The sequence below is a fragment of the Bradyrhizobium sp. HKCCYLS1011 genome, from assembly GCF_051167795.1.
Classification (GTDB): domain Bacteria; phylum Pseudomonadota; class Alphaproteobacteria; order Rhizobiales; family Xanthobacteraceae; genus Bradyrhizobium.
Genome location: NZ_JBNPTT010000001.1, coordinates 516,861 through 528,824, shown reverse-complemented (window position 1 = coordinate 528,824; position 11,964 = coordinate 516,861). Strand labels below are relative to the sequence as shown.

10 protein-coding genes are annotated in these 11,964 nt (G+C 62.6%); 5 read left to right on the top strand and 5 right to left on the bottom strand.

Annotated features, from left to right (window positions below):
• Nucleotides 1–128 precede the first annotated feature (128 nt).
• The 3 genes from ACQR1W_RS02440 to ACQR1W_RS02430 all read left to right on the top strand — a co-directional run bounded on the left by ACQR1W_RS02440 (nt 129) and on the right by ACQR1W_RS02430 (nt 3,673).
• Nucleotides 129–911, top strand: coding sequence for an alpha/beta fold hydrolase (locus ACQR1W_RS02440; protein ID WP_434849315.1), 783 nt, complete (start codon nt 129–131; stop codon nt 909–911).
• Nucleotides 912–1,073: 162 nt separating this feature from the next.
• The gene (locus tag ACQR1W_RS02435; protein WP_434849314.1) at nt 1,074–1,886 is read left to right on the top strand and encodes a hypothetical protein; all 813 of its coding nucleotides are present in this window, start codon (nt 1,074–1,076) and stop codon (nt 1,884–1,886) included.
• A 605-nt stretch (nt 1,887–2,491) separates the two neighbouring features.
• On the top strand, nt 2,492–3,673 hold the full coding sequence (locus tag ACQR1W_RS02430; protein ID WP_434849313.1) for a radical SAM protein: 1,182 nt from the start codon (nt 2,492–2,494) through the stop codon (nt 3,671–3,673).
• Between the two features lie 44 nt (nt 3,674–3,717).
• On the opposite strand, the gene ACQR1W_RS02425 is transcribed toward ACQR1W_RS02430, so the two are convergent.
• The 5 genes from ACQR1W_RS02425 to ACQR1W_RS02405 form a co-directional block, all read right to left on the bottom strand.
• A complete protein-coding gene (locus ACQR1W_RS02425) occupies nt 3,718–4,413 on the bottom strand; it encodes an ABC transporter ATP-binding protein (protein ID WP_434849312.1) in 696 nt (231 codons plus the stop codon).
• Complete coding sequence (locus ACQR1W_RS02420) at nt 4,413–5,162, bottom strand: ABC transporter ATP-binding protein (protein ID WP_434849311.1); 750 nt, start codon at nt 5,160–5,162, stop codon at nt 4,413–4,415. Before ACQR1W_RS02420 ends, ACQR1W_RS02425 begins: the two co-directional genes overlap by 1 nt.
• Nucleotides 5,159–6,463: a branched-chain amino acid ABC transporter permease gene (locus tag ACQR1W_RS02415; protein WP_434849310.1), complete on the bottom strand. Its 1,305-nt coding sequence runs from the start codon at nt 6,461–6,463 to the stop codon at nt 5,159–5,161. Before ACQR1W_RS02415 ends, ACQR1W_RS02420 begins: the two co-directional genes overlap by 4 nt.
• The gene (locus ACQR1W_RS02410; protein WP_434849309.1) at nt 6,460–7,407 is read right to left on the bottom strand and encodes a branched-chain amino acid ABC transporter permease; all 948 of its coding nucleotides are present in this window, start codon (nt 7,405–7,407) and stop codon (nt 6,460–6,462) included. Before ACQR1W_RS02410 ends, ACQR1W_RS02415 begins: the two co-directional genes overlap by 4 nt.
• Nucleotides 7,408–7,572: 165 nt before the next feature.
• Nucleotides 7,573–8,808: a branched-chain amino acid ABC transporter substrate-binding protein gene (locus ACQR1W_RS02405; protein WP_008968628.1), complete on the bottom strand. Its 1,236-nt coding sequence runs from the start codon at nt 8,806–8,808 to the stop codon at nt 7,573–7,575.
• 589 nt (nt 8,809–9,397) lie between these two features.
• Between ACQR1W_RS02405 and ACQR1W_RS02400 the strand changes: the two genes are divergently transcribed.
• Nucleotides 9,398–10,216: a hypothetical protein gene (locus tag ACQR1W_RS02400; RefSeq protein WP_434849308.1), complete on the top strand. Its 819-nt coding sequence runs from the start codon at nt 9,398–9,400 to the stop codon at nt 10,214–10,216.
• Between the two features lie 233 nt (nt 10,217–10,449).
• Nucleotides 10,450–11,871 carry an FAD/NAD(P)-binding protein gene (locus tag ACQR1W_RS02395; RefSeq protein ID WP_434849307.1) on the top strand — a complete coding sequence of 474 codons (1,422 nt, stop codon included), beginning with the start codon at nt 10,450–10,452 and terminating at the stop codon, nt 11,869–11,871.
• The last annotated feature ends 93 nt before the right edge of the window (nt 11,872–11,964 follow it).

The window sequence follows — 11,964 nt, the reverse complement described above, 5'->3', positions numbered from 1 at the left end:
TATATTATAGGCTGGTCAGATCGACGCGCAATAGGACAAATATTCACGTAATTTCATATCCAAGTTCCATTGACGCCAATTTCAGATGCTGCTTATTTCCTTCAATCTGATATTGAATGAGGCAGCCGGTGGAACTCAACTCCGTCACGTTTGCGGATGGTCGCCTGACCGCGGTGCAGACCGGCGCTGGGGCGGACCTGCTCATCGTCCATTCGCTTCTTGCCGATCGCGCCGCGTTCGATCCGGTGCTGCCTTGGCTGGCGCGCAGGTTCCGGGTCACGCTGGTGAACCTGCCCGGCTTTCACGGCTCCGCCTGCATCGCGCCGGGAATCGAGGGTTATGCTGATCGCCTTGCATCGGTCTTCGTGACGGGCGGACTTTCGAAGGAGACGATCGTCATCGGGAACGGCTTCGGCGGCACCACCGCCATCTCGATGGCGCTCCGACACGGCGACAAGTTCGGCAAGCTGGTGCTGACAGACGTCGCGGCCGGCTTCCCGCCGGAGGGACGGAAAGCGTTCGAGGTAATGGCGGCCAAGGTCGAGCACGAAGGCATCGGATCGGTGGCGACCATCTCGGCCAAGCGGGTATTCCACGACGCCTATCTGGCCGCCCATCCCGGCGCCGTCGAGGAGCGCCGGCGCGTCCTGCTGGGGATTGCGCCGGAAGGATTCATCGCCGCCTGCCGCAGCCTGATGTCCGCGGACCTGACGCCGCAGCTCGGCTCCATCCGCAAGCCTACGCGCGTCGTCTGCGGCGAGCTCGACGCGGCCACCCCGCCCCCGCTCTGCCGTCTGCTCGCAGACAAGATTCCGGGCGCGACCTACGTGGAATTGCCGGGGTGCGGGCACTGTCCGCCGCTGGAGCAACCTGACGCCTTCATAAGGGCTGTCGAGGACTTTCTCGCGTAAGCATTGCGCGATGTCCTTTCAATTCGGCAATTCGGTCGCCTGTGATCTCATTCGGCGTACCGATTGCACCGACATGCGTTGCAACGCCGTTTAAAAATCACCTCGGGCTCGTCACCGCACTGTCTTGCTTTGGTCAAAGCAGCGGATGATTGGAGCACGGGAATGTCACCCTTTGCCCTGGGGGTATTGGACCTGAGGGAAATGCCAATGCAGTCGACGTCAGACGCGAACGACGCGAAAGAAGTTGATCCGGGTGACGTTGCTCTGTCGCTCAACAATGATGTCTATGAGGACATCTATAAGCGGGTCGTACGTGAGGTGCTTGCGCGCATCGATCAACGGATCGCGCAGATCGAAGCTCAGACCTCTGTCCCTGAGTCGTCCGACGCTGGTGAACTCGTCGGCGATGTCGATGGCAGCGCGCAAGCGGAGGTACGCCGCTCGGGACGACGGGGGCTGCGCCTGGTGCGCGCCGTCATTGGTCTGGCTTTGTCGATCTGGCTCGTCGGGTCCGTCGTGATCTGGTTTCGCGGCGGTACCGCCACATCCTTGGTGGCCCGCTGGGTGCCTTCGCTTCAGAAAGTCTTGGGCAGCGAAGTCGAGACGCCGACCGATCTGAGCTCGGCCAATGTGACGCATGCGGCCCCTGCCTCACCCTTGCCGGATACGAATGCAGGAGCGGCGGAGACGGTAGCCGAGGCGGACGATTCGAATTCGCCAGCCGCTGCGCCGGCCGCCGAGCGAGACCTCACGCCATTGATCCAGAAGATTGCGCAGGACGTTGCCGATCTGCGGGCCGGGATCGAGCAGCTGAAGAGTCGCCAGGAACAGTCGAGCCGCGCGACCGAGCAGCTGCAGGCAGGTCAGGACCAGCTGGCGCGTGTTTGCCGAACTGCAAAAAGCGATGCGCCCGCCGGAGCAGCTCCACGTCCGGCGCCTCGGCCGGCTCTGCCGCGCCCTCTGCGATTCCAGTGACCTGAGCCCCTGAACTCGAAAGCCTCTGCACTCAAAAGCCCTGGGGGCGCTGGTCCTCAGGTCGCTTCGAGCGCGTGCATTCTCGTGGCGTTGCCACCGTGCGAGAAAAGGTTTACACGTTGGTGCTGCTCTGCCGGGTTTGATTGACCGGCCTTTCGTTCGATTCCTACGCTGCGTCGCGAAAAGAGGAGCACATCATGCCAATTACGACGCTGAAGATTTTGGCGAGCCTCATACAGCTGCACGGGCCAGGCACGACTATTCAGAGCGACCATCAGGGTATCGAGGCATTGCTGAACGATCTCCGCGGACAGAATGCGAAGGAAGTCGCCGACGAGGCCACGACGACCCAGGTTTATTTCAGACGTGGCGGGTTTGCGAAAGGACCACATGCGGGCGCCTTTCGCCGAGGCGGGTACGCTCCGGGCGTAGGTGCATTCCGCCGCGGGGGTTTTGTTCGAGGGTACTAGCACTCCGCGACCTTCGCATCACGTCGCCGGTGCGGCTTTGAATTTGAAGTTCCGATGAAGAACGCACCGCCCGACTGATCGGAATTTCAAATTCGCTGCTCCAGATGGTTTCTCCACGTCTATCTCGGTGTCGGCATGCTGGCTGAACGTTCAGACTTTGCCGCGTTTCTGGATCAGCCGATCACGCAGCTGCTGGTCAAGGTTGCAACCAGATGCAACATCGACTGCTCCTATTGCTACTGGTTTCGCGACGCGTCCGTCTATAGCAAGCCCAAGCTGATGAGTGCTGACGTGCTGCATCGATTGCTTCAGCGCATCGAGCAGCACGTCGTGAGATACTGTCTGGCTGAATTTCCCATTATCCTGCACGGGGGCGAGCCCCTGCTTTGGGGCGTTGAAAATTTTGACCGCTTTGCCGAAGCCTGCGACGGCATTTCAGCACGCACGGGCTGCGACATACCGATTGCGGTCACGACCAACGGCGTGCTGATCGATGACCAATGGCTGGACTGCTTCGAGCGCGGTAACATTTCGGTTGCGATCAGTCTGGACGGGCCCGCGCATATTCACGACCTAAACCGCAGGACCTTTCAGGGGACAGGCACCCACGCTGCGGTGGAACGAGCCGCTCGCATGCTTGTATCGCGTGACATCGGCGTCATCGCCTTGGCGGTCTGCAATCCTGACTGCCCGCCGCAGCAATATGCCGATTTCTTCGCCGCATGCGGAATCGTCAACTACGACATCATGATCCCCGATGCGACGGTGGATGAAAGCCCGCCGTCCATCGCCGCGTTCTACAAGGGCCTGTTCGACGTCTGGCTTGCGGCCAACCGCACGACGCAAACGGCCAACATCCGCATCATTTCCGATATGATCACTGCCCTGCTCGGAAACAATTCACCGACCGAAGGCGTGGGCCACAAGCCTGTCGAGCTCTGCACCGTTATGACCGACGGCACCGTGGAGGCTCACGATGTGCTGCGTATCGCGGGCGACGGCTTCACGAGCACCAGGTTCAACATCTTCGATCATGAGATCGACGAGGTCAGGAACGAGCCTCGCTGGAAAGCGGCACGCGACGCGTCGGTTAAGCTTTGCGCGAAGTGCCGCGAATGCAAGTTCATGAATGCGTGTGGCGGCGGCTATCTTCCACATCGCTTTTCGAAGAAGAACGGTTACGACAATCCATCGGTCTATTGCGACGACCTCTATTCGATGTTTGAAAACATGCAATCCGTGCTTGAGAACCATCTCTATTTCAGCAAGCCGGACGGAAGCCGCGTCGCCATGCGCGACGCCTTGGCAGGAAGCTGAACATATACGGCACGATCGCGGGAGCCGTCGATCGCAACCCACCGTCACACCTCGAGCCATTCCTTGCGGATGGCGGCGTTGGCCTTGAGCTCGTCGGGCGTGCCTTCGAAGACGATCCGGCCGTGGCCCATGACATAGACGCGGTGCGAGATCCGCAGCGCGATCGAGAGCTTCTGCTCGACCAGCAGGATGGCGACGCCGGCGGCTGCGATTTGCGCGATGAGATCGCCGACCTGCTGGACGATCAGGGGCGCGAGTCCCTCGGTCGGCTCGTCGATCATGATCAGCTCGGGATCGCCCATCAGCGTCCGGCAGATCGTCAGCATCTGCTTCTCGCCGCCGGACAGGACGCCCGCAGGCGTGTCGGCCCGTGAGGCCAGATTGGGAAACATCTCGAGCATGGTCTCGAGGCGCCACTTGCCGGGCTTGCGGACGTCCTTGATGCCGAGCAGCAGGTTCTGACGGACGGTCAGCCCCGGAAAGATGTCGCGGTGCTCCGGAACATAACCGAGCCCGGCGCGCGCGATCCGATGGCTCGGGAGGCCGGCGATATCCTTTCCCTTGAAGCGGATCGTGCCTTGTGGCGCCACCTCGCCCATGATCGCCTTCACGGTCGTCGAGCGGCCGACACCGTTGCGTCCGAGCAGGCTCACCACCTCGCCTGCCCCGATGCTGATATCGACGCCCTGCAGGATGTGGCTCTTGCCGTAGAAGGCGTGGAGGTCCTTGACCTCGAGCATCAATGCGCCTCCTCGCCGAGATAGGCTTCCTTGACCTTGGGATCGCCGCGAACCTGCTCGGGCGTGCCGGAGGCGATGATGTGTCCGTACACCAGCACCGAAATGCGGTCGGCCAGCCCGAACACGACACTCATGTCGTGCTCGACGATGACGAGCGTGCGGCCCTCGGTCAGGCGGCGGATCAGCGCGACAGCCCGCTCGGTCTCGGCGTGGCTCATGCCTGCGGTTGGCTCGTCCAGCATGATGACATCGGCGCCCCCGGCGATGGTGATGCCGATCTCCAATTCGCGCTGCTCGGCATAGGTCAGAAGCCCGGCGGGCACGTCGCGGCGATGGATCAGGTGAATGTCCTCGAGGATCTCGGCGGTGCGCCGGCGCACCTCCGGCAGCTCGTCGACATTCTTCCAGAACGCATAGCGATGGCCGGTGGCCCACAGCACCGCGCAACGGACATTTTCCCAGACCGTCATCTTGGCGAAGACGTTGGTGACCTGGAATGAGCGCGACAGACCGCGGCGATTGACCTCGAACGGGCGCAGGCCGGAGATCACCTCACCGTTCAAGCGGATTTCGCCCGAGGTCGGCTTCAGATGACCGCTGATCAGATTGAAGGTCGTCGACTTGCCGGCGCCGTTGGGCCCGATAATGGCGTGGCGTTCGCCCTTGGCGACGCTCAGATTGAGATCGCGGATGATGTTGATATTGCCGAACCGCTTTTCAACGGCGCTGATGTCAATGGCTGCGGTCACGCCAGGTACCCCCGATCGCGGGCTACGGTGGCGGCGTGATCGAACGCCTCCGCCATTCGCCGCCAGGTGATGCGGGAGACGAGCAAGCCTGCGACGATCAGCACTGCCGCGACGATCCAGGTGATCGGCGAGGTGGCGTTGAAGGCAACACCGAGCAGGTTGATGACGCTGCCCTCCCCTTGGCCCTGGCCGTAACGCGCGACCGTCTCGATCGCGAGGATGATGCCGAGCGCCAGCGCCACGGTCGGGAGCACAGCAATCAGATAGGACGGGATCACCATGCCGAGGGTCCGGCCCCGGATCAGTGGGCGATGCATCATCAGCAGGCCGGCAATGCCGCCCGGCGCGAACATCACGATGCCGATGAAGATGATGCCGAAATAGAGTTGCCAGACGGTGGTGAGATTGGTCAGCCCGAGCTGCAGATAGGTCACGAGAATGGCGCCCAGGACCGGGCCGAAGAAATACGCCGTGCCGCCGATGAAGGTCGCAAACAGCACGAGCCCCGATTGCGTCGCGCCGAGAAAGGCCGAGTTCGCGATCTCGAAATTGATCGCGGTGAGCCCACCGGCGACGCCGGCAAACAGCCCGGCGAAGCAGTAGGCCAGATAGCGCACGACATGCGGATCATAGCCGATGAACTCGACCCGCCCCGGATTGTCGCGTACGGCGTTGCAGATGCGTCCGAGCGGCGTGCGGGTCAGCGCATACATCGCGATCGCCGAGAGCATCAGCCAGAACGCGATCAGATAATAGACCTGGATCTGTGGCCCGAAGCTCCAGCCGAACATGTGCGGCAGCGCGGTGCGGTCGGTGGTGATGCCGGCTTCGCCACCGAACACGCTGCGCAGAATGAGCGAAGACGAGGCAACGAGCTCACCGATGCCGAGCGAGATCATGGCGAACACGGTGCCGGCGCGCCGGGTTATCACCCATCCGACCAGCATGGCAAAGGCGAGCCCGCCGACCCCGCCGATCAGCGGAATGAACGGCAGTGGGACCGGCCATTGATGATCGGCCACGGCGTTCATCGCGTGAACCGCGAGGAAGCCGCCGAGCCCATACTGGACGGCATGGCCGAACGACAGCAGGCCGGTCTGCCCGAGCAGGATGTTGTAGGACAGCGCGAAGATGATCGAAATGCCGATCAGGCTGAACGAGGTCAGCGCGCCGCCGGAGGAGAAGATCAGCGGCAACACGACGAGTGCGGCGGCGGCCGCGAGCCAGATGCCATAGAAACCGAGGTTGCGGCCGTTGTGCTCCTTGAGGAGGTCGGCGGCGGTGGTGATGGCCTGGCTCATGTTTCACGCGTTCCCATCAGGCCAAGCGGACGGACGATCAGGATCAACACCAGCAGCACGTAAGGCAGGATCGGGGCGATCTGGGCAATCGTGACGTTCCAGATGTCGGTCAGCACCGAGGGGCCGAGGCTCGGATCGAGCGGCCCGAAGGCGGTCGCAAGCGAGCCGTTCAACGCCACCGCAAACGTCTGGATCAGCCCGATTAAAAGCGAAGCAATGAAGGCGCCGGGCAGCGAGCCGAGGCCGCCGAACACGACGACGACGAACAGGATCGGCCCAAGCAGCGCGGCCATGTCGGATTGCGTGACCAGCGCAGGGCCCGCGATCACGCCGGCCACGCCGGCAAGCGCGCTGCCGACCCCGAACACCAGCATGAAGATCTGCCCGACATTGTGACCGAGGTGGCCGACCATGTGCGGATGGGTCAGCGCAGCCTGGACGATGAGCCCGATGCGCGTCCGCTTCAAGACGAGCAAGAGCCCCACGAAGATCGCGACCGAGATCGCGAGCATGAAGAGCTTGTAGGCCGGATAATTGGTGGAGAACAGCGTGAAGGCCGGGAAATCGAGCGCAGCCGGAACGCGATAGTCGACCGGGCTCTTGCCCCAGATCATCGACACGATCTCCTCGATCGCAAAAGCGAGACCGAAGGTCAGGAGCAACTCGGCAACATGACCGTGCTTGTGGGTGTTGCGCAGGCCATAACGCTCGACCGCCATGCCGATCGCGCCGACCAGGAGCGGCGCCAGCACCAGCGCCGGCCAGAAGCCGATCCATTTGGTGAGCTGGTAGCCGAAAAACGCGCCCAGCATGTAGAAGCTCGCATGGGCGAAATTGAGCACGCCCATCATGCTGAAGATCACGGTCAGCCCGCTCGACAGCAAGAACAGCAGCATCCCGAACAAGACGCCGTTGAGGGTCGATATGACGATCAACTCAAGCACGACGCACTCGTTTGTTCTCCGGACGGCTCGATTGCAATTTTGGGCCGGGCCAAGCACCTAGCCAAGGCCCGTTGGACAAGGGATCGAGCCCTCGCCCGCTCATAAGCGGAAACAGCCGCGCTGCCCCGTGCCGCTGTGGGCACGGGGCGCGACGTGGCCGGCCTGTCAGGGCCGCTTCATCTTGCAGGTCGTTGGAACGATGGTCTGCGCGGTGTCGATCTTGGAGACCATGTGCCAGCCCCAGCCGGTGTTCTCCTCGTCGAACGGCTCCTTCTCCTTGTCCGCAAGCGTACCGAAGGAGGAGATGTAGATCGGCTGGAAGAACTGGTGGTCGTCCTTGCGCATGAAGCCTTCGCCGCCGTCCAGCACTTGGAACTTCATATCCTCGAGCGCTTCCGCAACCTTGATCGGATCGACCGAGTTGGCCTTTTCAGCCGCCGCCTTGAACATCCTGATCTCGTTGACCGCCCGCGGATACCACAGCGACATGTTGGCCTTGGCGCGGAATGCCGTTTCGAACTCCATGGCCTCCTTGTTGCCGGAGTTCGGGATGCCTTCGGTGATCTGGAACACCTGATGATCGAGGCCGGTCTGCTTGATGGCGGTGGGACCGCCGGCGCCGCCTGCATAATAGGTGTACCAGTTCACCTTGAGACCGGCATCCGCCGCAGCCTTCAGGAGCAGCGCGAAATCCTGTCCCCAATTGCCGGTGACGACGCTGTCGGCGCCGGAGGCCTTGATCTTGGCGATATAGGGCGAGAAATCGGTGACCTTGAGCAGCGGGTGCAGCTCGTCGCCGACGATCTCGATGTCGGGCCGCTTCGCCGCCAGCATCTTGCGCGCATCTGACCGCACCGACTGACCAAACGAATAATCCTGATTGATCAGATAGACCTTCTTGATCGACGACTGGCCCTTCATGTAGCTGGTCAGCGCCTCCATCTTGATGTCGGAGCTCGCATCCCAGCGGAAATGCCAGAAGCTGCATTTGTCGTTGGTCAGGCTCGGATCAACCGCGGCGTAGTTGAAGAAAAGCACTTCCTTGCCCGGGTTGCGCGTATCGTGCTTGGTGACGAAATCCTCGAGCGCAGCCGCCACCGACGAGCCGTTGCCCTGGGTGACGTAATGCGCTCCGGCATCGATCGCCTTCTGGGCCTGGATCAGGCTCTCCTGCGGGTTGGTCTTGTTGTCGAGCGGCAGGATTTCGATCTTGTGGCCGAGAATGCCGCCCTTCGCGTTCACCTCATCGGCGAGATACTGGAAGGTCTTGAGACCGCCCTCGCCGACGCTGGCACCGCCTCCGGACAGCGGATCGATGTAGCCGAGCTTGATGCTGTCTTGCGCATAGGCCGCCCCCAGCATTGGCAGGGTCATGGCGACAGTAATGATGATTTTGCGCATTCTTCCTCCCTTGGAGATCAGCTTATGTTTCTTGGGTGCCTCGCTGACGATTTTCTTCTAGTGCCATTGATGCGACGTTGACAAGGCCGTTTGGCGGCCGCGTTGAAATGCCGCCGCACAGAATGAGCGCCCCCGACCGCGTCGCCGGTCCAGCATGCTGACGGGGCTCCGGCGCTCCGGGGGCCGCCGCGATCGATTTGTCTCGCAATTTTAAGCTTTATCAAACTTAATATACATCCTTGTAGCGAGCCGCTTTCGCGTCGTCCAGCACGCAGGAAATTGGAGCCGGCCGCCCGCTTCCTGCCTGGGTCAATTCACGAGGGCGGCCAAATTCATCGTCACAATATCTTCGTCATGCGCGTCGCAATCGCTCTGGGCCCTGGCCCGGCAGCGCGGTCGATCCCCAAGAACTTCACCTGAGAACTTCACCCAAGAAGCTCACCCAAGAACCTCGCCTGGAACCTGAAATCGCCTCGCACTTGTCACGGCGAAGTCTTTGTTTGGTCAAAGCACCGCGCCGATTTGTCGGACGATTCGGGAACTGACGGGCGCCTTTGGTCCGGGGGGCTTGGACCTGAAAGGAATACCAGTGCAGTCGACGCAGAACGTGAACGAGGTTGATCCGGGCGAGATCGGTCTGTCGCCTGAGAAGGATTCTTACACGGATATCTACAAGCGGGTCGTGCGCGACGTGCTGTCGCGGATCGACCAGCGACTTGCGGATATCGCGGCCCAGCCCGCCCCCCGGGGGCCCGAGCTGGGTGGTGACAAAGGCACTCCGCAAACACGTTTGCGCAGGTCGCTTCGCCGCAGGGCTTTGCATAGTGCAATCGGTATTCTGGTTGTGGCCGGCCTGATCGGGGGAGCTGCCGCCTGGTTCTATCCCGACGCTACGACATCGATGGTGGCGCGCTGGACGCCGTCGCTTTTGAAGTTTTCGGCAACCAACGATGCCGATGCATCCACCGACGTGAGTTCGGCCAATGTGCGGTCGTCTGCCGCCGGCACACAGTCCTCGGACATGACGACCGCCTCGCTGAACGCGTCATCCGCATCGCTTTCGCAGCCGTCGATTGACCGTGGAGATAACAACACCGCGTCCGTCGATCGGGACATGATGCCGTTGATCCAGAAGCTGGCCCGCGACGTCGCCGATCTGCAGATCGGGATCGAGCAGCTCAAGGCCGGCCAGGAGCAGGTCGTTCGCGATCAAGCCAGGGCAACCGAGCAGTTGCAGGCCGGCCAGGACCAGCTGATGCGCGTGATGACCAGGATCTCGACGCTGCAGCAGCCGAAGCCCGCTGCGCCCCTGCCGCAACGAACGGATGCAGCGCGGCCACCAGGCGTGGTACCGCCACCACGGCCTCGCAACGCCAACGCCACAGCACAGACGCTGTTTCCGCGCTGAGCACCGGGCGGTCATGTGGGCCGCCCTCATAAGGTCGGTTAGCAAGTGTCCCCTCGCCGGCCACGGCGCGATGTCGTTTCGTCAGGCGTGTGCCTGTTCCTAGCCGACGCGTAGCGGGAACGCGCAGCACAAGAGAATAGATTTGTCTTTTCGTGCGCCCTGCGGGCAGGAGCCGCATTGCATGCTACAGTGCAATTGCTGCGTTTTGCGGTGTTTCAAAGAGGCGCCCATCCATGAGCTGCGCTCCAGACCGACACGCAATCATCATTGGCGGCGGCGCATCAGGCGTCCTGCTCGCCTATCAGCTGCTACAACATCCGGATTCGGACTTCCGCGTAACGCTGATCGAGAAGCGCAGCGAGATCGGCCGCGGGCTTGCCTATCATACCGGCAACTCCGAACACCTTCTCAACGTTCGCGCCGCCAATATGAGCGCGCTCCCCGACGACCCCGACCATTTCTGGCGCTGGCTGTCGACGGGCGCGAAGGGCGCGCCACTCTGTCCTGATCCGTATTGCTTCGTCCCTCGCCGCCTCTATGGCGATTACGTCACGAGCCTCGTTGATCCGTTTCTGTCGCCTCAGCACGGTGCGCAGCGACTGACGATCCTGCGCGGCGAATGCGTGGCGGTGAGCGAAGGCTGGGGCAACGTCACAGTGAGCCTCGCCGACGGATCGCGCCTCGTCGGCGACGTTGCGGTGCTCGCGACCGGCCATGACGCGGCAACCGCGCGATCCGCCTGGCATGCCGATCCCTGGATATCGCCATCCGTTCCCGGCTTCGGCAAGGACACAACCGTGCTGATCCTCGGCACCGGCCTCAGCATGGCTGACTACGTGCTCACCTTGCTGCGCGAAGGACATCACGGTCCCATCATCGCAATGTCCCGCCGTGGCCTGATGGCCAAAGGCCATCGGCGCACGGCGCCCCTTTCGTTGCGCGAGGAGGATGTGCCGTTCGGCATCGGCGCCAGCAGGCTGTTGCGCTGGTTCCGGCAACGGATCGCCGCGCATGCGGTGGACGGTGGTGATTGGCGCAGCGTGATCGACGCGATCAGACCCTTCAGTCATCGGCTGTGGCGCGAGCTGCCGCTCTCCGCCAAGCGCAGCTTCCTGGAACATGCCCGAGCCTGGTGGGACGTCCACCGGCATCGCATGGCGCCGGAAGTCGAAGCGCGCATCGCGGCGGTGATCGCCGACGGACAGTTGACGATCAAGGCGGCCAAGCTGGTCGGCATCGACGGCGGCATCAGCGGTGCGCGCGTCCATTATCGTCGACGCGGCCGATCCGAGATCGAGAGCATGGAAGTCGGTGCCATCGTCGACTGCACCGGTATCGTGCGAGATCCCCGTGCGACCACCAATGTCGCCGTGCGCAGCCTGTTCGACCAGGGCCTGGCGCGGCCTGACGTGCTCCGCATCGGCATCGACATCACGCCCGACTGCGCCATCGTGCGCGCCGACGGCCTGCCGTCGCAACGGCTGTTTGCGGTTGGTCCGCTCACGCGCGCGGCCTTCTGGGAGATCATGGCCATTCCCGATATCCGCAACCAATGTGCGGCGCTGGCGACGCAGCTCTTGCAGGGCCGGCCGGCGATGCTGCCCGATATGATCAGCCCGGCGCACCCCGTCATCGATCATCAGGCCGCGATCTAGGTGAGAGAGAACCTGATCTTGCGTTGCGTGCGGCGACAGCGTCGCAGCGCGACCTCGCTCGCCGCCGCGTCCATGCAGCACGGCGCGCATGGA

What these genes read in the sequence shown, in the direction of transcription:
- ACQR1W_RS02435 (WP_434849314.1), top strand. Translation starts at nt 1,074, where the DNA reads ATGTCACCCTTTGCCCTGGGGGTATTGGACCTGAGGGAAATGCCAATG.
- ACQR1W_RS02430 (WP_434849313.1), top strand. Translation starts at nt 2,492, where the DNA reads ATGCTGGCTGAACGTTCAGACTTTGCCGCGTTTCTGGATCAGCCGATC.
- ACQR1W_RS02425 (WP_434849312.1), bottom strand. Translation starts at nt 4,413, where the DNA reads ATGCTCGAGGTCAAGGACCTCCACGCCTTCTACGGCAAGAGCCACATC.
- ACQR1W_RS02415 (WP_434849310.1), bottom strand. Translation starts at nt 6,463, where the DNA reads ATGAGCCAGGCCATCACCACCGCCGCCGACCTCCTCAAGGAGCACAAC.
- ACQR1W_RS02405 (WP_008968628.1), bottom strand. Translation starts at nt 8,808, where the DNA reads ATGCGCAAAATCATCATTACTGTCGCCATGACCCTGCCAATGCTGGGG.
- ACQR1W_RS02395 (WP_434849307.1), top strand. Translation starts at nt 10,450, where the DNA reads ATGAGCTGCGCTCCAGACCGACACGCAATCATCATTGGCGGCGGCGCA.